Origin of the sequence: Yersinia aldovae 670-83 (assembly GCF_000834395.1) — a bacterium.
In the GTDB taxonomy this organism is placed as follows: Bacteria; Pseudomonadota; Gammaproteobacteria; order Enterobacterales; family Enterobacteriaceae; genus Yersinia; species Yersinia aldovae.
Genome location: NZ_CP009781.1, coordinates 1,581,674 through 1,604,478, shown reverse-complemented (window position 1 = coordinate 1,604,478; position 22,805 = coordinate 1,581,674). Strand labels below are relative to the sequence as shown.

Here is a 22,805-nt window from a genome sequence, read left to right as displayed (position 1 = left end):
CAGCTTTTTTGCTGTCGTATGCTTATTGCGTATTGTCAGCCTTTACTCGCCTCATTTTTGACTGAACGCTTTGGCGTATCAGGCTTTTGCTTTTCACCTTCATTCTGCACTTTGGCAGCATTCAGCCTACTAGGGTGTTTTCTGTTCAATGTCACGCGGCTCGCACGGCTCAGGAAACATACCTGAGGCTCATCTGGATGCGCTTTTCTCACGCTATCCCTGACTTTTGTTATGCAGATTGCCCTAAGACTGTATGAGCAACCCGACCAGAAAGGTTATCTATGAAATCATTGCTACAGGCTATCCTCGGACCGCGCAAGAGTGCGGCACCCTGGCACGATTCTGCTCCGGTAAGAGAAGAGCTGTTCAGTGTCGAACGGTTAGAGCAGCACGCCGAAAGCCTTGCCAGAGCACAGTCAGTCACGGCCCAGCCACCCAAAGTATCTACCTTACATACACGACTGAGTAATAACGCCGATAGATTATTGACGGCATATCGGGCCAGTGCCACAGAGTTAGAAAGGGGGCGGGCGGTTGTTCCCGCCGCTGAGTGGCTGTTGGATAATTATCATCTGGTTGAAGAGCAAATTCGCGAGATCCGTGATGACTTGCCACCGGGCTATTATCGTCAGTTACCGAAACTGGCAGACGGGCCATTTGCTGGTTACCCACGGGTATTTGGCATTACCTGGGCATTTGTGGCACACACCGACAGCCATCTTGATCCTGAAGTTTTGTGTCGCTTCATCATGGCTTATCAGCGTGTTCAACCGCTGACGATAGGTGAACTGTGGGCGGTGGCGATTACTCTGCGTATCGTGCTTATCGAAAATTTGCGCCGATTAGCGGATCAGATAATGCTGGGCCGTAAAGCGCGTATGGATGCCGAAGCATTAGCGGCTCGTTTACTGAGTGCTGGCGGTAATCCGTTAGCGTTGGAATCTGACGACGTTATGCATTCCAGTGAGCCGCTTTCTGTGCCGTTTGCTTCCCATCTGGCGAAAAATTTGCGGGATCAAGACCCCAGTACCACACCGGCGCTCGGGTGGCTGGAGGATCGGCTGAAGTTACAGGGCGTGACCGTTAGTGAGGTGGTGCAACAGGCGCAATTACGCCAGGGGGCATCTAATGTTTCGGTGCGAAATGTCATCACCAGTATGCGTGTGATCTCTGATATTGACTGGGCTGATTTGTTCGAGAGTGTCAGTCTGGTGGATGCATGTCTGCGGCAGCAGGGCACTTTCGCCCGTATGGATTTTCAAACCCGTAATTTATATCGCAGCGCCATTGAGCAACTATGCCGTGGCTCAACGTTCACTGAGCTGGAGGTGACTGAATATGCTTTGCAGGCGGCGCAGCAGGCCGCAGCAACTGTTACTGCGGAAAATGTTGAGCGCTGTCGTGATCCCGGCTACCACCTAATTGGTGCCGGAAGGCGTGAATTAGAAAACCAGCTCAGATTCAGCCCTTCAGCCCGTTTATGGTTCAGCCGTTTGAGTGTTCGGCTGGGAATTGGCGGCTATATCAGCGCTATTCTACTGGTGACCAGCGCTTTACTGGCATTGGCTTTGTGGCTGCTCTCCTACCCCGGTCTGGATATGGGCTGGTGGATCTTATTTGCCGTGATCGGGTTCTTACCTGCGACCGAAGTGGCCACCGCATGGGTTAACCGGGTTATCACATGGAGCTTTGGCGCCACGATTTTACCGGGGCTGGAGTTAACCCAGGGTGTACCGGAAGAGCTGCGCACATTAGTGGTAGTCCCTACGTTACTCACCGGAAAAACCGAACTACTGGAGCAAATCGAGCAGCTAGAGGTTCATCATTTATCCGGCGCGGGTGGCTCGTTGACCTTTGCGTTACTGTTAGATGGCGTTGATGCCGATCAACAAGTATTACCGAGTGATAGCCTGTTGCTGGAGATTGCCGCAGAGGCTATTTCAGCACTGAATCAACGATATGGTTCCGGTTCAGCAGGCCCGCGTTTTCTGCTGTTATACCGCCAGCGTATGTTTAATGAGAGCGAAAATCGCTGGATGGGGTGGGAACGCAAGCGAGGGAAGTTACATGAGTTAAATCGCTTGTTGCGCGGGGCGACAGACACCTCGTTTATTGCCACCGCCGCCGGTGAGCCACAGGTGCCTGCTGATGTGCGCTATGTCATCACGTTAGATGCCGATACTCGTCTTGCGCGAGATGCGGTTATTCGCCTGATCGGTAAAATGGCACACCCGCTCAACCAGCCACGTTTTAGCGCAGATAAACAACGGGTTATTGATGGTTATGGCATTCTTCAGCCCCGAGTCACACTGGCGCTACCGACGGGGAAGGGAGGGTCGCGGTATCAACGGGTATTCTCAGGCCCAGGTGGTATGGACCCTTACGCTGCCGCCGTTTCAGATGTTTATCAGGATATGTTTGGCGAAGGCTCTTATACCGGCAAAGGGATCTATGATGTCGATGCCTTTGAAGCGTCAATGGCCGGTAGGGTGCCGGAAAATACCCTACTCAGCCACGACCTGTTTGAGGGCATATTTGCTCGTGCGGGTTTAGCCTCTGATATCGAAGTGGTTGAAGAGTCGCCAGCCCGTTACGATGTTGTGACCAAACGCCAGCATCGTTGGACCCGTGGCGATTGGCAGTTACTCCGTTGGGTGGTCAGCAGCACCAAAGACAGTAAAGCGGTTCCGCTGCTGGGGCGCTGGAAAATGGTCGATAACTTGCGGCGTTCATTGATTGCTCCCCTAATACTGCTTTTGCTGGGGATCAGTTGGTTGTTACCTATGCCCGTTGCGTGGTGTGGGGTGTTGCTGGTTATCTTGTTGATAGCAATCCCCTTCTTCTTGCCCGTGTTGTGTTCTTTATGGCCTGCCCCGAATATTCGCCTTAGCAACCATCTGCGTGCCTTATTGGATGACGTTAAACGGGCAGGCAACCAAACGCTGCTTTCCGTGGTTTTTTTAGCCGATCATGCCTGGCAGATGGCAGATGCGATTGGCCGCACACTGATTCGCCTGTTTATCACGCATCGCCATTTGCTGGAATGGACTACCGCAGCCCAATCTGCGGGTAAACCGCGCCCCGGATTAGCTGGTTTTTATCGTCATATGGCCGGTGGTACACTCTTTGGTTTACTGATGGCGGCCATCGCTTTAAGGGGGTCTCCTACCGCGTGGCCGCTGATTCTGCCGTTTGCAGCATTGTGGTTATTTGCCCCAGCAATTGCACTCTGGGTCAGTCGTTCCCGTCAGGTTGCACGACGTAACTCAATGACGGAGGACGATATTCCTGAGTTGCGTCTGATTGCCCGCCGCACCTGGCGTTTCTTCGAAACTTTTGTGACTCCTGGCGAAAACCTGTTGCCACCGGACAACTTTCAAGAAGATCCAAAACCGGTGGTGGCGCACCGCACATCGCCTACCAATATTGGGCTTTACATTCTCTCGACCGTGGCCGCACGCGATTTTGGCTGGGCAGGCACCTATCGCACATTGGTGCGGCTCGAAGCCACCTTTGAGGCAATGAATAAGCTGGCTCGTTTTAGAGGGCATTTCTTTAACTGGTATGACACACAAGACCTGCGTGCGCTGGAACCGGCTTATGTTTCATCCGTTGACAGTGGAAATCTCGCCGGTCATTTAATTGTGCTGGCCAATACCTGCGAGGAGTGGGTGACACAACCCCTGGCTGCCAATGGCGCAAACGGGTTGATGGATAACCTGTTGTTGGCCGAGGAGGCATTTCGACACTTACCTGCCGGAGATAAAGATTTTAAGCGCAAACTCTGGGCGGTATTGGAACAAATACGCATGGATTTAAAAAGTGTGAGTGATGCAGAAATGCTGCCACTGACGCTAAAGCCGCTACTGGTCAAGGCATCAGCGATGGTACATGGCGTTGCCCGTTCGATTGAAGATAACGCATTTATTGATCTGAGCTATTGGATTGAAGCGTTGAATCTGGCTGCGGCTGAACATGAATATGACCAGCAACTGACTCAAGAGATACAAGAGCAGGTCAATGACCGATTGCTGAAACTGGCCGCTGAATCGCGTCATATGGCGTTAGCAATGGATTTCGCTTTCCTGCTCGATGCTGAACGCAAACTGTTGTCCATCGGTTATTCACTGGTGGATAACAGCCTTGATCCGAGCTGTTACGACTTACTGGCTTCTGAGGCCCGTCTTGCCAGCTTATTTGCTATTGCCAAAGGTGATGTCCCGACCCGCCATTGGTTCCGCTTAGGGCGGGCTGCCACACCGATTGGCCACGGCGCAGCCTTGATTTCATGGTCTGGCTCGATGTTTGAATATTTGATGCCGTCACTGGTGATGCGTGCACCGGCGGGCAGTTTACTGGAGCAAACCAACCAGTTGGTTGTTGAGCGCCAACAGGCTTATGGGCGTAGTTTGAATATCCCGTGGGGGATCTCCGAGTCAGCATACAGTGCGCGTGATATCGAGTTTACCTACCAATATTCTAACTTTGGTGTGCCGGGCTTGGGGTTGAAGCGCGGGTTGTCAGAAAATACCGTGATTGCACCTTATGCCACCGGGTTGGCAACGATGATTGATCCGCATGGCGCACTAAGAAATTATGAGCGGCTTGCCGAAATGGGCGCATTGGGGCGTTATGGCTTTTATGAGGCTCTTGATTTTACCCGTTCACGTTTGCCGGAAAATGAGCAGATGGTGATTGTGCGTAATTATATGGCACATCATCAGGGCATGACCATTGTGGCTATTGCCAACACGTTGCATCAGGGGCGGATGCGTAATCGCTTTCATCATGAACCGATGATTCAAGCCTGCGAATTGTTGTTGCAGGAACGGATGCCGCGCAACGTCGCCATTAGCTATCCACGCACTGAAGAAGTCCTGCTTTCCACGGTCGCTGACAGTGCTCTACCGACGCTACGTCGCCTGTCATCGCCGGTTGCCGTGGCACCGATTACCCATCTGCTCTCCAATGGCCGCTATGCCGTGATGCTGACCTCTGCTGGCGCGGGTTATAGCCGCTGGTTAGATGTGGCGGTGACCCGTTGGCAGGAGGATGTGACTTGTGATGATTACGGCTCATTTATTTTCTTACGCGATTTACGCAGTGGCCGTAGCTGGTCTGCGGGATCGCAATTAGCGGCCAGTGAGAATGCGCATCGTGAGGTTGTCTTTGGTGAGGATCATGCTGAATTTATCTGCCGCGACGGTACCTTAACCAGTACCATGAATGTGCTGATATCCAGCGAAGATGATGGTGAAGTGCGGCGCATCTCATTGCTCAACACCGGTCGCCGCGCCCGTGAGATTGAACTGACCTCTTATGCTGAGGTGGTACTCACCGCACCATCAACCGACAACGCTCATCCGGCATTTGCCAAAATGTTTGTGGTCACGGAGTTTCTACCTGAGCTGGGCGCATTAATTGCGACCCGCCGTCCACGGACAGCGCAGGAGCCTGAAGTCTGGGCGGCGCATTTCTGCGTGGCTGATGGCCTGGCGGTGCGTGAATTGCAATATGAATCAGATCGCGCCAAATTTATTGGCCGTGGTAACCGGGTGGCAACGTCTGCTGCCATGCAGGTAGGAAAGGACTTATCTAATACTGTTGGCACGGTGTTAGACCCGATATTCTCGCTGCGCCAAAGCCTGTTGGTTCCGGCCGGAAAGACGGTGACGGTTTCTTTCTGGACGCTGATTGCATCATCAAAAGAAGCGTTGCTGGATATGGTGGATAAACACCGCGACCGCAGTGCTTATGACCGGGCCAAAACACTGGCGTGGACACAGGCACAGGTGCAATTGCGCCATCTGGAAATTAAAGCCGATGAAGCGGCCGATTTTCAACAACTGGCCGCCCCTATCTTGTATGCCGACTCCCGCTTCCGTTCGCCTTCGGCAACGATTATACGTGGTGCCGGTGTTCAGTCCGAGCTATGGGCGCAATCAATCTCTGGCGACCTGCCTATCGTTTTAATACGTATTGATGATATTGAAGATATCGAGCAGGTGCGGCAGCTACTGCGCGCGCATGAATACTGGGGCATGAAGCGTCTGGCGGTTGATCTGGTTATCATCAATGAGCGGGCATCCTCTTATGTACAGGATTTACAAATTGCCATAGAAACGGCGGTACGCAGTAGCCAGTCGCGGCCACGTATGGGGGATGAACTAAGGCAAGGTTCGGCTTATGCCTTGCGCGCCGATTTAATGAGTGCCGATACCCGCGCCTTGTTGCAATCGGTCGCGCGCGTGGTGCTTTCTGCCCGCTATGGCCGGTTAGCCAATCAGCTTAATCACCTGTTGTTCACGCTGGATAAAAAAGTGGTTCGGTCGGACAAAAAACTGTTCGCCACAGATAAGCGACTCCTCAGCGCGGATAAACGGCTATTAGCTCAGAATAAAAAGGCGCTGGCACCCGATCGAAAAATGCCGTTTACCTTGGTTAAATCAGCCAATACCTCAACCGCAACGTTGTTACCCCTACCGGATGATCTGGAGTTCTTTAATGGGCTGGGGGGTTTTGGTCTGCATGGACGGGAGTATGTGACTTACCTGAATGACGGAGAGAATACCCCGGCACCGTGGATAAATGTTATTTCTAATCAGACCTTTGGTTTTCAGGTTTCAGCCGAAGGCTGCGGTTATAGTTGGGCTGAAAATAGTCGCGAAAATCAGATAACTCCGTGGTTTAACGATCCGGTCATCGATCCTTGTGGTGAATGTTTATATCTGCGTGATGAAGAGTCAGGCCAACTGTGGGGGGCTACTGCGCAGCCGATTCGTGATGGCGGTACGTATATTGCCCGCCACGGTCACGGCTACAGCCGGTTTGAACATCAGGCCAACGGTATTGGTTTATCGCTGTTGCAATATGTACCGCTGGCTGATCCCATCAAGATATCTCGCCTGACGTTGCACAATATGTCGGATAAACCGCGGAGAATCTCCGTTACGGCCTATGCAGAGTGGGTTCTGGCCAGCTCCCGTGGTGCTACGGGGCCGTTTATTATCACTGAGATGGATGATTCAACAGGTGCGATGCTGGCCCGTAATCCGTGGAGCACCGCTTTCCCCGGTAGAGTCTCGTTTGCCGATTTAAATGGTCAGCAAAGTCACTGGACGGCGGATCGTAGTGAATTTCTCGGCCATTATGGTAACACCAGTGGCCCAGCCGCACTGTTGAGTAAGACGCCGCTATCTGGGGTGACGGGAGCCGGGTTTGATCCGTGCAGTGCATTACAACTGACGGTAGAACTGGCGGCGGGCGAGCAGCGCGAGGTGGTGTGGTTTATCGGTCAGTGCGCCACTGTCATGAAAGCACAGGATCTCATTACGCGCTATCGCGATGCAGATTTAGATGCCGTCCTGACGGAGGTCACCGATTACTGGCGTAATCTATTGGAAACCCTTCAGGTAAAAACACCGGATCGGCAGATGGATATCATGCTCAATGGTTGGCTGCTCTACCAGACGCTGGCATGTCGTGTTTGGGCGCGATCTGCGTTCTATCAGGCCAGTGGCGCATATGGTTTTCGTGATCAATTACAAGATGGTATGGCACTGACCTTTGCCCAACCTGATACTACCCGCCATCATCTGTTGCGTGCCGCTGGACGGCAGTTTGTCGAAGGCGACGTTCAGCACTGGTGGCTCCCCCATTCCGGGCAAGGGGTGCGAACGCGTATTTCTGATGATCGGGTTTGGCTCGCTTTCGCCACCGCAACTTACATTCTTACCAGCGGTGATGCTGGGGTGTTGGATGAAATAGTGCCCTTCCTTGAAGGGCCGATATTGCATCCGGGCGAGCATGATGCTTTCTTCCAACCGCTGGTGGCTGAGGAGAGTGCTTCGTTGTTTGAGCACTGCGCCAAAGGGTTGGATCAATGTATCGAACTGACCGGCGAACTTGGCTTACCACTTATGGGCACCGGCGACTGGAATGACGGCATGAATCGGGTCGGTGAGGAGGGGAAAGGAGAAAGTGTTTGGCTGGGCTGGTTGTTGGTGAAAACGCTGAAAATGTTTATCCCACTGGCGGTTGAACGTGAACCCCGTCGCGCTACGCTATGGCAAGATCACCTCACGGCAGTCATTGCCGCGCTGGAACGTGAGGCATGGGATGGTGAATGGTATCGTCGTGCAACCTTTGATAACGGCACTTGGCTGGGTTCTAAAGCCAGCGATGAATGTCAGATTGACTCGATTGCACAGTCATGGGCAGTGCTATCCGGTGGTGCAGATTCGCAACGAAGAGCGCAGGCGATGGCCTCGCTGGAGCAGTATCTGATTCGCCCTGATGATGGTTTAGCATTACTGTTCACCCCACCTTTTGATAAAACGCAGGATGATCCGGGTTATATCAAAGGGTATCCACCGGGATTAAGGGAGAACGGTGGGCAATATAGTCATGCGGCTATGTGGGCGATTTTAGCGTTTGCGGCGTTGGGGGAGGGAGATAAAGCCCACCGGCTGTTTGCATTACTCAATCCGGTCAATCATGGTAATACCGCAACAGGAATCGCGCGTTACAAAGTTGAGCCGTATGTGGTTGCCGCCGATGTATATTCGGTGGCACCTCATGTCGGGCGCGGCGGCTGGACTTGGTATACCGGCTCTGCTGGCTGGATGCATCGTGCGGGGATTGAAGGCATTCTGGGTATTCGCCGTGAGGGAAAAGAACTGGTACTTAATCCTTGTATTCCCGCCAGTTGGCCTGGTTTTGAGGCGACGGTTAATCTGGAGAACACCCGCTATGTTATTCGCGTCGAAAGCCCTGCTGAACGGGGGCAGGGGATTAGCACCGTCACACTGAATGGCTGCGTTATTCCATCTCAACCCAATGAGTTACGGGTAGCGCTGGATGGCGGTGAGTATGAATTGATTATTACTTTGTAGTACGTATCGGCTTGGTCGGGATAGTCAATCAGAGTTATCCCGACTGTATAAAATAAAGCTAAAAAATATGTTGAATTATCATGCAACTGCCCCAATATTATAGAGACAATTAACCAAGAGAATTGAGAAGATAAAGTTTCGCCAACAAGGAGGATTAAGTATGGGGATCAGTGAAGAAGAGAGTATCCGCCGTTTGACTGACGAAAAAAGCTCTATTGGTCATTCGGCTAAATGGGTAGCAATTATTTCTGCTCTCTATTTCGTTATTATGCTGTTTTATCAGCATGAATTAGGTGTATTAACCCTGGCAGGCGGAATTTTCGTCGTATCATTTTCTATTTGGATGAAGAAACGCCAGAAAGTGAAGTCGTACAAAAATAAATTGCAACAGATGGATGAGGATAAAACGCTTTAATTTCCATTCAACTTTGTCTTAGGCTGACTTATCAGAGGAACAGCGGGTATCACGCTTCAATCACTGTTCGTCCGGTTGTCAGGCTTTATTTTCTCGTTTGCAGTTCTGTGAGCGTCCTATGAATATTGCCATTACCCGTAATAAGAGGGTTGTCGTGGCTATTTGGGTTTCAGCGATTTGGACATATTAAATCCCGTCACTACAAAAGCCATCTGTTCATATAATCGTTTTGCTTGTGGGTTATCTGCCGCCACTCTTAGTTTTATCTCAAATATGCCCTGAGCAATGAGCAATTGTTCCAGTGCCTGCATACATGCCGAACCATAGCCCTTGCGTTGATAAGCGGGCAATACATAGAAGTCTTTAATAAAGGCCGCAGTATCATCCTTACCTAAGCTATACCATAAATAACCTACCCGTTGGTCATCATCACTCATCTTATCTTTATTCTGGATGCAATACAGATAATCGCCGATGCTATTAACGCCCTCAGGCAGATAACCATCAAAGAGCTGTGCTGCATAAGTCAGTGCTTGCTCGGCACTATAACCACTGTTGGATGATAAATCTTGCGCATACTCAGTTATAAAGAGATTCCGATAATCATAGAGTTCCTCAGTACGCATTGCTCTGAGCGTTGTCATCATATTTACCTTAATAAAACCGCGCTATTGTGATGTTCTGGCCTACTTACCCTTCTCATTATTTAGGGTATAGTAATTTTGTCTCAGAGTTTACATTGATTAATGTCTGATACTCGCTAACTTAAACAGTTAAACCATAGGCTGGGCCATAATGACAGTAAAAAATAGCCATAAAGATGCAGTGGAGCGGCAATTTGGCGATCAAGCTAATGCCTATCTGACCAGTGCGGTCCATGCTCAAGGTAATGATTTACAGCGCCTGATGGCACTATTGCAACCTCATGGTGATGCCCGTTTACTGGACCTGGGGTGTGGTGCAGGACATGCCAGTTTTACCGCCGCTGCGGTGGTGAAAGAAGTCGTTGCTTATGACCTTTCGGCACAAATGTTACAGGTGGTGAGCCAGGCCGCGGCAGATAAAAAACTGACTAATATTAATGTGCAGCAAGGGCTTGCAGAATCATTGCCTTTTGCTGATAACAGTTTTGATATCGTGATCAGCCGTTATTCCGCTCACCACTGGCATGATGTTGGCTTGGCATTACGCGAAGTCAAACGGGTGTTACGCCCCGGAGGGAACGTTATTTTTATGGATGTAGCGTCTCCCGGTAACCCGGTGCTGGATATCTATTTGCAAACGGTGGAGGTATTACGTGATACCTCGCATGTGAGGAATTATTCACCTGGCGAATGGCTGTCACTGTTTACTGATGCCGGGTTAGTCATAAATGAGGTCACGTTAGATCGGCTGTTTTTGGAGTACAGTAGCTGGATTGCCCGAATGCGCACACCACTGCACTTTGCTACGGCTATTCGTGAGTTGCAAAAATTGGCGTCAGAGAGTGTTATTCGACATTATGAAATTCGGGTAGATGGCTCATTTACCAGCGATATAATAATGATTGTTGCAAAACGAGACTAATTATTTCTAAAAACAGGTGTCGGTGATAATATACTGACGCCTGCATTCAGTATTGTTCATTTTTTATTTTATGGTAGCGGCAGGATTTGACACAAATTCATGTATTTTCTCCTTACTCCCCTCACAATGATTGAACTTCTTTACATTGCATTACGTCTCCTTGCATTGCTGCACCCATAATTGACGCCTACAAGATGTTACAGATAACCTGTCAGTTGGAGCATATTATGAAACTATTACCTGTCATCGCAGCAACGCTTATTGCTACCGCTTCATTTACCACTATGGCTGCACAAGAAGTTAATTCAACTCAAGCCACTAAGCTGCAAAGCATGGGGGTGATTTCGCTGTCTAATATTAGTGGTTCACCGATGGATGTTGAGTCAGCTCTGGATGCTAAAGCGATGGCGAGTGGTGCTGGTTACTATCGGATTATCGGCATGAGTAACCCTGGTGATTCCAGCAGGTACATTGCCAGCGCCGAGATTTATCGTTAATTGTTATGATAAGAGCTAAATAACGAAATATTTAGATACAGTATTAGTATATAAATATATTTTTATATGGTTCGTCTATCACATAGATTCTTTTTCATTCATACCACAAGCCTGTTAGTGACAGCAAAGTATCCTCGTTAACAATGGGCTTGTTCATTTCATTTTTTCATTCGCATTGAAGCCATTATTTTTTTGATGGAAATAATCAATTTTTAGAGCAATCTTAATGAGAACTTAAGAAATATAAGGTGTTATTGTAGTCCATTCGGTTTTCCGAGGAGAGGCTATGTTAAACACTGTCCGGCGTAATTTTAAAAGTCAGTTTTCCTATTTACAGCGCTTTATTGCCTCACCCCGCACCGTGGGTACATTAGCCCCCTCATCGCCTTGGTTATGCCAGGCGATGTTGAATCAGGTTAATTGGACACAGAATCTCAATATTGCCGAATTAGGGGCTGCGGATGGGGTACTGACTAAGCGTATTTTATCGCATATGTCGACTAACTCACGTTTGCAGGCTTATGAGATTCAACCCCATTTTGTTCATGCACTGCATCAAATTAAAGATCTGCGTTTACAGGTGGTTGGCCGTTCTGCTGAAGCACTGGATCAGGATTATGACGCTGTATTTTGCTGTTTACCGCTGTTATCGATTCCAACCAAGGTCAGTATCAGAATATTACAACAGGCTCAACAGCGTTTGCGTGCAAACAATGGGGTGCTAGTCCTCTTTCAATATAGCCATCTTTCTGAACCGTTACTCTCCCGTTATTTTACCTGGAAGAGAATTCGCGTCGTGCGTAATTTCCCCCCAGCACTGGTCTATATTTGCCAGCCTCGTTAATATAATTCCTTGTCAGCCTTTGCTGATTAGCAGTGCCATAACCTCTGGTTTGCCAGAGGATTATCGGGCGTAAAACCAATATTATTCGTCAACGAGAGAATTGAGAGAGCCTTCCTGAAGTTTCGCGCTCTCAGCGCAACTCCCTACATAATACAATTGAAAATAACAATCATTATCACACGCGACTTATTTATGATTATGTGAAATGTATGCGATATTTTCAAGGTCTACTGATTTTTGTCTGTTTAGCAGCGCTCTTAACAGGACGGCGTGCATTCAGTGCTAGCGCTCAATCCAGTGTAAGCCGTCAGGCTGACGTCACCGCTAATGCTGTGAGGCGGTGCAGTTGACATTAATGGGTGATCTTGGTTTAGTCGGCGTCGGTCATCAGATATTGGTGGGTTTTGATTTTGAAGATAATCGAACTTATCGCGGTGACATGGTTCGGGGCAAAAAGAACTCGAACTTTAATATCTATCATCCGATATATGGTTTGATGCCGCCTTCAACCGCAGTCAGTGCCAAAGACAGTGATCAGCGTGAAAACCTTAAAAGTTATGGCTGGTTTATGCAGGACTCAATTGAGTTGACCGATAAATGGGGTGCACTGGCAGGTTTACGTTACGATCATTTTGATATTTTCGCCGGTAAAGGGCGGTCTTTAGTCACCAATACCGACAGTTCAGACAGCAAATTGATTCCGCGTACCGGCGTGGTTTATAAACTGACACCGGAAATCTCGTGGTACGGCAGTTACAGTGAATCCTTCAAATCCAATTCATCTATCGCAACCCAAATAGACTCATTGCCACCAGAGCAGGGGCAATCATGGAAAGTGAGCAGTAAAGTGGAATGATCCGATGGGGCGACGGGGACGCTGGCGCTATTTGATATCGCCAAACGAAATGTCATGGTCAATGAGTTGGTGGATGGTGAGGCTGTCACCCGTACCGCAGGGCGCGTGCGTTCACAAGGGGTTGAGGTAGATGTCTCCGGGCAACTGACGGGCAATCTGAGTGCGATTGCCACTTATGCTTATATTGATGCGCGTGTTAGCTAAGATCCCGAGAATAAAGCCAATCAGATGGCTAATGCTGCCCGTAACCGTGCTTCGCTATTCTTGACTCAGACGCTTGGCTTTACCGGCTGGCGGAGTGGCGATAACCTACGGATTGGCGCAAGGGCGCGTTACTTCGGGCGGCGAAATAGTTTTACCTTAGATGATTATACCGCCGCTGATACCTTCATTTCTTACTCATTGCCGGTTAATCATTATTGGGTGAAATGGCAGCTCAATGTGAAAAACCTGTTTGATAAAACCTATTATCTATCAAGTGGTGGTAATCTGCGGGTGGCTGTAGGAGAGCCTCGGTAATTTATTTTGCGGGCCAGTGTTGATTTCTGATTATATTATCAACCTGATATGGATCTCAGTCCCCTGTCAGGTTGTAAAACAACACCACAGTTGAGGGTGTATCGTAATTTTTACATGTCCGTAAAGTTTGCACTACTCTTAATTATCGGTATGATTTGCCTCTACAGCGTGGCGCTGTATTTAGCCGGTCAACATAATGGTCGGTTTTTTGATGTTGAGAATTTATCCTCAGAAGTTGATGAGAAAGGACGTTCAAGTAATGACACAAACTATCTTCATGGTAGGTGCGCGTGGTGCGGGTAAGACAACGATAGGGAAAGCGTTGGCACAGGCGTTGGGATATCGGTTTATAGATACGGATTCGTTTATGCAGCAAAGTTTGCAAATGACGGTTGCCGACGTGGTTGCACGCGAGGGATGGGACGGTTTTCGTCTGCGTGAAAGTATGGCATTGCAGACCGTAACAGCGCCTAAAACGGTGGTTGCTACTGGTGGTGGCGCGGTGTTGGCGCGTGAAAATCGTACATTTATGCGTAATCATGGGTTGGTTCTTTATCTGCGTGCATCAGCCAATGTGCTGGTTGAACGGTTAACTGAAGAGCCAGAAGATGCTCAGCGGCCAAGCCTGACCGGTAAACCCATTGTTGATGAAATACGAGACGTATTGGCTAGCCGGGAAGCATTATATCAGGAAGCAGCCCACCATGTATTGGATGCGACTCTGCCACCAGAGCATGTTATCGAGCTAATTTTGCAAGTTTTGGCCAATGAAACGGTGAAGTAGTTTTGTAGTGAAATAGCCGGAGGATTGTAAGTTCGATTTGTAATATGACTTATTTGTAATTCAACTTATCTGTGACGTAAATAGTCGGCCCATCTGATTGCCTGATAATTATGCGGGGAGTACAATTATCACCCACGTAATCATTCTAACGTAAATCCTTTGCGTTCATCCAATGCCGTTTAAGGCAGGGCCATTCAAGGCGGGCCGATGAAAAATTTCAAGTTATTTATCCATCAACACACTAATTTTATGCCAGCATTCTGGTCAATAATGATCATACTTTTTGAAGCGTCACTGGCATTATACATTCTACGTAACCTCTAAACCCACTCTCTGTTTCTGTCAATGAGCCTTCGTCTGTGTTGTGAAGGTGTTTAGGTCATGCCATTTTTATCGCAACAATCTGTTTTATTCGCTGGGAAAAGCACTATCCGCTGCCAAATCGTGCGTTTTATCCGCTACTTTGGCAACGATCCCGATTATGATCCCATTTCGTCATAATAATCAGTGACAGAACATTTATAGTGACTCTAATATGAAAGCTCAATCTTGATTAAGACGCGGGTGCAAAACTATGCTGAAATTTAATGAGTATTTTACCGGAAAAGTGAAATCTATTGGTTTTAACAGTGACAGTATTGGGCCAGTTAGCGTTGGGGTGATGGAAAAGGGCGAGTACAATTTCAGTACAGCGAAACCGGAAGAGATGACGGTGATTACCGGTAGCTTAAAAGCGCTCATTCCTGGCTCGCCAGATTGGCAAATATTTACACCAGGTGAAAAATTTTATGTTCCGGCGAACAGTGAATTTACTCTGCAAGTTGCGGAAGCATCATCATATTTGTGTAAATATTTATCTAAATGATCCGGTATGAGTGAAAATTTCGCCCTCTCATCATGACAGGGCGATGTTGTTTTTTGCGCTTAAATTAGCGTTGAGCTTCGCCACCCAATGCTTCAATCAGATTCTTAATCAAGGCGGCCAATTCACTGGTCATCAGGATAAAATCGGCATCAAAACGCCGGGCAAAATCTTCCCGATCAATATCATCATTTTGCTCGCGCAGGGTGTCAGCAAATTTAAGGCGCTTGAGCGATCCATCGTCAGACAGCACCAACTGAACGCGTTCTTGCCAGTCCAGTGCTAATTTGGTGACCAGCTTACCCGCTTCAATATGTACTGCAATTTCATCACTGAAGAGATCCTGTTTTTTGCAGCGGATCACGCCACCATCTTCCAGAATCGCTTTTAATTCGGCTTCATCCATCAGCGCAAAGCCAGCAGGCAGCTCTTTGCTACGCACCCACTCGGTCAATGTCAGTTCGATAGGATTTTCTAAGGTCAGCGGGACAACGGGCAGTGAGCCGACACTCTTACGCAGCAATGCTAGCGTATCTTCAGCCCGTTTAGCACTGGCGGCATCGACCATAATCAGGTCATTGACGGTATCAATCCACAGATAGGTTTGATTAAAGCGACTGAATGCACGCGGCAATAAACTGTGCAGCACTTCATCTTTCAATGCGTCTTTTTCAGTTTTTTTCAGTTTGCGATGTTGTTCACCTTCAAGGCGTTCAATTTTTGCCTGCAACTCTTGCTTAATCACCGGTGACGGTAAGATCTTTTCTTCTTTGCGGGCACAAATCACGATTTGGCCATTAACCGTATGAGTTAACGCATCGCTACGTGAACCCATCGGTGATACCCAACCGGTTTTCGCCATATCCTGACTGCCACACGGCGTAAAACTTAGGGCGCTTAACTGTTTCTCCATTTCATCCGCAGACAGCGAAACTTCCCGGCTCAAACGGTAAACCATCAAATTCTTAAACCACAGCATAGTGTTATCCCTGGCTCGGGCGCGCTTGGAGCGCGCGAGTTAATCAAACGCAGGGCGGCATGATAACGAATTGGCGCGAGTGTCCCTAGTAAAAAGAATAAGAAAAAAATAGCATAAGCCTGTTCTTCATTGGATTTCGTTTTCATCGAAATACCAGTAAACCCGTTGAAATTTAAAATAACAGGCGACAAAGATTGTGCCACAGCGCGGTATTGTCCAAACTGGATAGATGAGATTTTTTTATCACCACCGCTTAACTGCCGAGTACGCTTACAGCAGAAAGCGTTTGGTAAACCGGAGATTCATCGCTGAAAATAGTTGGCGCTAAAGGCTCTTAGTGGAAACAACGAATAATCCTGTCAATGAGGTGAGGCGCTATGCGCATTGGTATAGATCTAGGTGGCACCAAAATAGAGGTTATCGCACTGGCCAATGACGGGCAGGAGCTTTTCCGCAAACGGATCGATACACCGCGCCATGATTATCAGAAGACTTTACAGGCTATTGCTACTTTAGTTGCAGATGCAGAGGCGGCTACCGGTGAGCAGGGCAGTGTTGGCGTTGGAATTCCGGGCACGCTTTCGCCCTTTACTGGCAAAGTAAAGAATGCCAATTCAGTGTGGCTGAATGGTCAGATGTTCGATAAGGATCTGTCGGGGTTACTATCTCGTCCGGTACGGCTGGCAAATGATGCTAATTGCCTTGCGGTTTCCGAGGCTACAGACGGTGCCGGAGCGGGCAAACACCTGGTTTTTGCAGCCATTATCGGCACAGGTTGCGGCTCAGGTATTGCTATTGATGGGAGGGTACATGCTGGTGGTAATGGTATTGCCGGTGAATGGGGGCATAATCCATTACCGTGGCAAGATGAAGAAGAGCAGCAATATCAACAAGATGTATCCTGTTATTGCGGTAAAAGAGGGTGTGTCGAGACGTTTGTGTCCGGTACCGGATTTGCCACGGATTACTTTCGTATGAGTGGAAAACCACTAAAAGGTAACGAGATCATGGCGTTGGTTGAGCAGGGCGATGTAATTGCTGAACGAGCAATGCACAATTATGAGCGGCGCTTTGCCAAGTCGCTGGCTCATGTCGTTAACCTGTTTGATCCGGATGTAATCGTACTGGGTGGGGGAATGAGCAATGTTGATCGTTTATACCAAACACTACCAAAGTTAATTCGTCCGTGGGTATTTGGCGGTGAGTGTGAGACACCCATTTGCAAAGCATTACACGGGGATTCGAGTGGGGTGCGTGGTGCAGCCTGGTTGTGGCCAACCCTTCGCCCTTGACGCCACTGCGTCGTTAGCAGCTCTCGCTTACCCGAATCACTTACTTGAGTAAGCTCATCGGGGTGCACTCGTTTGCTGCCTGGCTGTAACGCCAATGACTTTGGGTAAATGCCCTGTTCGATTTACCCAAATCATACTACTTCACCTGAAAAATACTGTCTAAACGGCTGACTCCCAATCCGTTGACCTTTTTAACTTTTATCTGCACCGGAATTCGCTCTTTCATCGCCTCCACATGGCTAATAACCCCGATAGTTTTACCTGAAGCGTTCAGACTATCCAGAGCATCCAAGGCAATATCCAGCGTTTCTGCATCCAGAGTACCGAAGCCTTCATCAAGAAATAGTGAGTCAATACTGGTTTTATGGCTGACCAAATCAGATAACGCCAATGCCAGTGCCAGGCTGACCAAAAAACTTTCCCCACCGGAAAGTGTGCGGGTATCGCGTATTGCATCCGCCTGCCAGGTATCCACCACTTGTAACTCCAGAGCGTCACTGGTTTTTCTCTGTAACTGGTAGCGGCCATGTAAACGGCTGAGTTGGTTATTTGCCAGATAGACCAGATGGTCGAGCGTCAAACCTTGCGCGAATTTGCGGAATTTATCGCCTTCTTTGGAGCCGATTAATTGATTGAGATAACTCCAGTCATCATATTGCTGTTGGCTACGCTCAATTTGCTCAAATAGCGCGTGCTGGTTGCTGCGGCGAGCTGTATCCGTTTCTAGCTGGTTACGTAATTCGCCTTGCCGTAGTGTATTGGCTTTCAGTTGTGCCAATAATTGCTCCAATTGCTGCTGTAATACTGCTAATTCAGTGGTTTGATCGACTCCGATTGGACAGGATTGTAACTGTTGCTCCAGTGCTTCACTGGCTTGCTGCTGACGGATATTGGCTTGCTGTTGACGCTCACCCAATTGTTGTTTCAATTGCTGCAAACGTTGCCTTTCATCTTCGCTCAGTAATGCAGCGGTTAAAGCCGCCTCATCGTCAAACTCACTGCTTGCCAGTGCTTGCTGTAATTCAGCCTGCGCGGTGATTGCGCGTTGCTGATTTTGTTGATGTTGTTGTTCTAATCCCGCCAGTTCACCCGATAGCAAGTTAAGTTGAGATTGTGCCTGTTGCAGGGCTTCGGCTGCATTCTGCTGCGCCAGCTCGATTTGTTGCTGTTGCTGGCGCAATAACTGGCGTGCTTCGGCAACGCTGGTGCTACCAAACAGTGCCTGACGTTGCTGATTCTGCTGCTGTAACAGGGTTTCAGCTTGTTGATGTTGTTGAATGAGCACAGATAACTGGTCAATACATTCTTGTAAATGGCGACGCTCATCCTCAAGCCGTGTTTCCAGAGTTTTTTGCCCCAGAGCAAGCTGCTGTTGCTCTTGTAGGTGCTGCTGCCAACGTTGGTTTTCCTCTTCCCGCTGTGCCAGCCAATTCTGCTGCTGGTCTGTTTCAGGTATTGCTAGCGATAATGCAACCAGTGCGTTACTGAAATCTTGGCGCATTCTTGCCAATTCATCTTGCTGGCGTTGATGCTGTGCAAGTAACTGTTGGTGGGATTGTTGGGTATCCTGCTGGCGCTGAGTAATTAATGCCAACTGTTGCAGATATTTTTGCTGCTGTTGTTCTGCTTGAGTCAGAAGCTCTTTAGCTTGCTGGTGTTGTTGATTGAGTCGTTCATATTCTGCCAGTTTGAGTTGGCAGTTTTGTTCTGATTGTTCCTGTTGTTCCAGCCAATTCGCTAATACAACGGGTTCATTTAATGCAAATGTCAGTGCTAATGGGCGCACCAGAAGTTGCCAGCGCTGTTGATAATCAGCTAATTGCTGATTGCTGTGCTGTAATTCTTGTTCCAGATGTTTGAGCTGTTGTTGCAAACTTTGTGTCTGGGCATTGAGTTCCGAGCCTTCGGTTGATAGCCGTTCAACTTGTTGGCGCTGTTTATCAACGCGCAGGGCTGTTTCAGAGGGTTTTATTGCCTGATATTCGGTAATCGCTGGATGATCCAGCGCGCCACATAGCGGGCAGGACTCTCCTGGTTGCAGTTTGGCTCTTTCCGCTTCCAGTCTGACTATCTGATTCTCGCGTTCCAGCAAGGTTTCCAGATCCATCAGATGCTGTTTTTGTTGTTTATATAACTGACGTTTTTCCGCTAGCTGTTGTTCGAGTTGTTTTAGTTGTTGCTGCTGGTTGGCTAATTGCTGCTGTTGCTTATCATGCAATGCCTGTACTTGCTGTGCCAAAGGCGATAACGAGGCTAATTGTTGCCGGACTGAGCGTTTTTGTTGGAGTTCATCAAGTTGCTGGCGCAGTTGGGCCGAGGGCTGCTGCTGTTCTAATTCGGATAATTGCTGCTGGATGCTGGCTGCTTGCGAGGCCGCCTGTGCTAATGCTATTTGCTGCTGTTTATCTTGATCATTCAGTGTTGCGGCTTGTTGTTGCAGTGTATTCAGTAGTATGGCTTGCTGCTGTAATTGCTGCTCGCTTTCAACCGATTGCTGTTGCTGTATTTGCAATTGGCGGAACTGTTCGCGCCACAACGGCAGGTTTTTTTCCCAGTGTTGATGGTGGGCATACTGGTGGCTGTACTCAGCCAGTTGTTGCAGACGCCGGTGAGTTTGTTTTAGTTGTTGCTCATTTAGTTCAAGTTGTTGTCTACCTTGTTGTTCTTTGCCCCGCAATTGCTGTAATTGGGTGGCAAGTTGTGCCAGTGAGTGCTGTTGCTGAGCAATAAGGTTATCCAGCGGAGCCACTTTTTGTTCGATCAGTGTTTCTTGCTCATGCTGTTTTACCGCTTGTTGTTGGCGGGCGGTATTAGCGTGTTCCAGTGCCTGAGCCAAGGGGGTTAGGCGAGTCTGAAGTTGCTGCTGCTGTTGGGTCAATGTGGTGATGCGTAGTTGTGTCTGTTGCAGATCCTGCTGGCTTTTTGAGCACTCGCGTAGTAACGGGCGCAATTTTTCTGCCGGTTCACTACGGGCCAATCGTTGCAGTTCGGGCAGTAGCTGTTGATACTCTTGCTCGATGAGTTGCTGTTGCTGCTGATATTCCAGTAGATTTCTTTGCTGCTGCTGCCAATGAGTAAGCCAATTTATTTGATTTTGATACGCCAGTTGCTCTGCACTGAGCTGTTGTTCTTGTTGGCTGAGGGTATCTATTTCTTGGCTCAAAGCTAAACGTTGTTCTTCATTGAGCAGTTCAATGCCACTGGCTCGCTGATGCAATGCATCCAGATGGGTCTTCGCCTGTTTATGTTGCTCAAATACGTGTTCAGATAGCCGACCATAAATATCGGTACCGGTTAATTCTTCCAGTAGTTCAGCCCGATCATTGGCATCGGCATTGAGGAATGCTGCAAACTGCCCCTGTGATAGCATCATGGACTTGGTAAAACGGCCAAAGTCCAGGCCAGTGAGTTCTGCAATCATATCCAGCTTGTCGCGCACTTTATCGGACAGAATTTTACCGCTCTCGCACAACGCCAGTTCGACTTTAGGTGCTTGAAGATTCCCCTCAGGGCTATTTTTAGCGCGCCTCTGGCTCCAGAAGGCACGATAACTGACGCCTTTCACTTCAAATTCAACTTCTGCCAGTGACTCAGCGGTGTGGCGTGTCATCAGTTCATTCTGGCTGGGAGTGACATTCAAACGTGGCGTTTGGTGATACAACGCCAGGCAGATGGCATCCAGCAGTGTGGTCTTACCCGCTCCTGTTGGCCCGGTGATGGCGAACAAACCGCTACTGAGAAACGGTTCGACGGTGAAATCAATCTTCCATTCACCTTGCAGGGAGTTAATGTTTTTTAGCCGCAGGCTTAAAATCTTCATGCGGATGGCTCCTCTGTGGCATCTTTGCCTAAGGTAACGTCATTCACCACCTGATTGAACATTTGCCACATCCTCTGTTGGCGTGGTTCGACGAGATCCACCTCCAATGCCAATCTGCGTTCAAAGACATCAGAGACACTCAGCTCGTTGAGTGTCTCTTTTTCATGTTGTTGAATGCTGGTATTACGCTGTTCTTTGCTACGGCGCAGTAACACCACTTCAACAGGTAAGTCTGCGGCTAATGCCTGAATTCGTCGTTGAATATCGGTGAGATAATCCTGTGTGGCGACTTCGATATCCAGCCATACCGGTAAGCCCTGATGATGAGAGAATACAGCCAGTTGCTGCTCTATCTGTATTAAGTCACCTTTGATTAGCTGCATGGGTTGGAATTGTGGTATGAAAAGTGGGGTTACTGACGCCAATGTTTGTTGCGAAAATTCAACCAGATAAACACTTTTCTCTTTGCTTAACTCATCAAAACTGAGAGCGATGGGTGAGCCGCTATAGCGGATATGCTCAGATTTAGCCACTTGCTGGGCACGGTGGATATGGCCTAAAGCAATATAATCTGCTGGCGGAAAGGCTTGCGCGGGGAAAGCATCCAATGTACCGATATAGATATCACGGACCGAGTCAGTAGTGGTGACGCCGACGGTGGTCAGATGGCCTGTGGCAATAATGGGCAGTGGCAGGCCAAGCTTGGTGCGCAGTTCCACGGCCTGTTGGTAGAGCACCTGATAGTGGTTTGCGATGGCTTCTTGTAATGCCAGTTGCTTTTGCCCACCGGATTCACCCGCCTGACTGGTGACCAAATCACGAGGCCGCAAGAACGGAATGGCGCAGAGTATGGCTGCCGGTTGCTGTTGCCTGTTTTTTAGAATAATAATTTGTTGTTCCAACCGGTTGCTGGCACAGGAGATTACGGTGGTATTCAGGTATGAAAGCAAACCGCGCGATTCATTCAATGTTGCCACTGAATCATGATTACCGCCGAGCACGACTAACTGACAGCCAGTGGGCTGGAGGCTGACAATAAAGCGGTTATACAGCTCGCGGGCATAGCTGGGTGGAGAACCTGTGTCAAATATGTCGCCGGCAATGATCAGCGCATCTACCTGATTTTCTTCGATCTGCTCAATGAGCCAGTGCAGAAATGCCTGATGTTCGGCAGCACGACTTTTGGTATAAAAATGCTGCCCCAAATGCCAGTCAGAGGTATGAATAATACGCATAAATCTCCCGCGATGGCAGGTTATCGGTCAAAGTGAATGGCGCTGATTATAAACGCTGGTAACAGGATGTCGCGGCTAAAAAAATATGATGAGATAAATCTTCGAGACGTCTCGCAACGTTGGCTACTGAATTTTGCAAATTTCATGAAACTTATCACTATGCTTATTGGTTGCGGATGTGTGATATTTTTCATAAATCTGTCACAAAAGTGACGCATAATGGCTTCCGAACTCAAATAGTG

12 protein-coding genes and 1 pseudogene are annotated in these 22,805 nt (G+C 48.6%); 9 read left to right on the top strand and 4 right to left on the bottom strand.

Features of this window, described 5'->3' with window-relative positions; translation table 11 throughout:
* The first annotated feature begins 281 nt into the window (after window positions 1–281).
* Window positions 282–8,894 (top strand): GH36-type glycosyl hydrolase domain-containing protein, encoded by an 8,613-nt coding sequence (locus AT01_RS07430; protein ID WP_042546670.1) that lies wholly within the window; start codon window positions 282–284, stop codon window positions 8,892–8,894.
* Between the two features lie 160 nt (window positions 8,895–9,054).
* On the top strand, window positions 9,055–9,309 hold the full coding sequence (locus AT01_RS07425) for a hypothetical protein (RefSeq protein WP_004704454.1): 255 nt from the start codon (window positions 9,055–9,057) through the stop codon (window positions 9,307–9,309).
* Between the two features lie 158 nt (window positions 9,310–9,467).
* Here the strand turns inward: AT01_RS07425 and AT01_RS07420 are convergent, their stop codons facing one another.
* Window positions 9,468–9,953, bottom strand: coding sequence for a GNAT family N-acetyltransferase (locus AT01_RS07420; protein WP_042546669.1), 486 nt, complete (start codon window positions 9,951–9,953; stop codon window positions 9,468–9,470).
* A gap of 151 nt (window positions 9,954–10,104) precedes the next feature.
* Here AT01_RS07420 and AT01_RS07415 point away from each other — a divergent pair, with 151 nt between their 5' ends.
* The 6 genes and pseudogenes from AT01_RS07415 to ppnP all read left to right on the top strand — a co-directional run bounded on the left by AT01_RS07415 (window position 10,105) and on the right by ppnP (window position 15,240).
* Window positions 10,105–10,875, top strand: coding sequence for a class I SAM-dependent methyltransferase (locus AT01_RS07415; protein WP_042546668.1), 771 nt, complete (start codon window positions 10,105–10,107; stop codon window positions 10,873–10,875).
* Window positions 10,876–11,102: 227 nt separating this feature from the next.
* Window positions 11,103–11,372: a YdgH/BhsA/McbA-like domain containing protein gene (locus tag AT01_RS07410; RefSeq protein ID WP_042546667.1), complete on the top strand. Its 270-nt coding sequence runs from the start codon at window positions 11,103–11,105 to the stop codon at window positions 11,370–11,372.
* A 286-nt stretch (window positions 11,373–11,658) separates the two neighbouring features.
* Window positions 11,659–12,216, top strand: coding sequence for a class I SAM-dependent methyltransferase (locus AT01_RS07405; RefSeq protein ID WP_004704450.1), 558 nt, complete (start codon window positions 11,659–11,661; stop codon window positions 12,214–12,216).
* A 299-nt stretch (window positions 12,217–12,515) separates the two neighbouring features.
* Window positions 12,516–13,591 (top strand): annotated as a pseudogene (locus AT01_RS07400) (TonB-dependent siderophore receptor); the annotation flags it as partial.
* Window positions 13,592–13,850: 259 nt separating this feature from the next.
* Window positions 13,851–14,375, top strand: coding sequence for a shikimate kinase AroL (gene aroL / locus AT01_RS07395; protein ID WP_042546666.1), 525 nt, complete (start codon window positions 13,851–13,853; stop codon window positions 14,373–14,375).
* Between the two features lie 574 nt (window positions 14,376–14,949).
* Window positions 14,950–15,240 carry a pyrimidine/purine nucleoside phosphorylase gene (gene ppnP, locus AT01_RS07390; RefSeq protein WP_042546665.1) on the top strand — a complete coding sequence of 97 codons (291 nt, stop codon included), beginning with the start codon at window positions 14,950–14,952 and terminating at the stop codon, window positions 15,238–15,240.
* Between the two features lie 64 nt (window positions 15,241–15,304).
* Here ppnP and rdgC read toward each other — a convergent pair whose 3' ends face one another.
* Window positions 15,305–16,216: a recombination-associated protein RdgC gene (gene rdgC, locus AT01_RS07385; protein ID WP_042546664.1), complete on the bottom strand. Its 912-nt coding sequence runs from the start codon at window positions 16,214–16,216 to the stop codon at window positions 15,305–15,307.
* A 377-nt stretch (window positions 16,217–16,593) separates the two neighbouring features.
* Here rdgC and mak point away from each other — a divergent pair, with 377 nt between their 5' ends.
* The gene (gene mak, locus AT01_RS07380; RefSeq protein WP_042546663.1) at window positions 16,594–17,508 is read left to right on the top strand and encodes a fructokinase; all 915 of its coding nucleotides are present in this window, start codon (window positions 16,594–16,596) and stop codon (window positions 17,506–17,508) included.
* 136 nt (window positions 17,509–17,644) lie between these two features.
* Here mak and AT01_RS07375 read toward each other — a convergent pair whose 3' ends face one another.
* Both AT01_RS07375 and sbcD read right to left on the bottom strand, forming a co-directional pair.
* Complete coding sequence (locus AT01_RS07375; RefSeq protein ID WP_042546662.1) at window positions 17,645–21,328, bottom strand: AAA family ATPase; 3,684 nt, start codon at window positions 21,326–21,328, stop codon at window positions 17,645–17,647.
* The gene (gene sbcD, locus AT01_RS07370) at window positions 21,325–22,563 is read right to left on the bottom strand and encodes an exonuclease subunit SbcD (protein WP_042546661.1); all 1,239 of its coding nucleotides are present in this window, start codon (window positions 22,561–22,563) and stop codon (window positions 21,325–21,327) included. The genes AT01_RS07375 and sbcD overlap by 4 nt, the downstream gene beginning before the upstream one ends.
* Window positions 22,564–22,805: the final 242 nt, after the last annotated feature.

Coding starts and splice junctions, on each gene's coding strand:
- ppnP (WP_042546665.1), top strand. CDS start 14,950: ATGCTGAAATTTAATGAGTATTTTACCGGAAAAGTGAAATCTATTGGT.
- AT01_RS07410 (WP_042546667.1), top strand. CDS start 11,103: ATGAAACTATTACCTGTCATCGCAGCAACGCTTATTGCTACCGCTTCA.
- rdgC (WP_042546664.1), bottom strand. CDS start 16,216: ATGCTGTGGTTTAAGAATTTGATGGTTTACCGTTTGAGCCGGGAAGTT.
- AT01_RS07375 (WP_042546662.1), bottom strand. CDS start 21,328: ATGAAGATTTTAAGCCTGCGGCTAAAAAACATTAACTCCCTGCAAGGT.
- sbcD (WP_042546661.1), bottom strand. CDS start 22,563: ATGCGTATTATTCATACCTCTGACTGGCATTTGGGGCAGCATTTTTAT.
- AT01_RS07425 (WP_004704454.1), top strand. CDS start 9,055: ATGGGGATCAGTGAAGAAGAGAGTATCCGCCGTTTGACTGACGAAAAA.
- AT01_RS07405 (WP_004704450.1), top strand. CDS start 11,659: ATGTTAAACACTGTCCGGCGTAATTTTAAAAGTCAGTTTTCCTATTTA.
- AT01_RS07420 (WP_042546669.1), bottom strand. CDS start 9,953: ATGACAACGCTCAGAGCAATGCGTACTGAGGAACTCTATGATTATCGG.
- aroL (WP_042546666.1), top strand. CDS start 13,851: ATGACACAAACTATCTTCATGGTAGGTGCGCGTGGTGCGGGTAAGACA.
- AT01_RS07415 (WP_042546668.1), top strand. CDS start 10,105: ATGACAGTAAAAAATAGCCATAAAGATGCAGTGGAGCGGCAATTTGGC.
- AT01_RS07430 (WP_042546670.1), top strand. CDS start 282: ATGAAATCATTGCTACAGGCTATCCTCGGACCGCGCAAGAGTGCGGCA.
- mak (WP_042546663.1), top strand. CDS start 16,594: ATGCGCATTGGTATAGATCTAGGTGGCACCAAAATAGAGGTTATCGCA.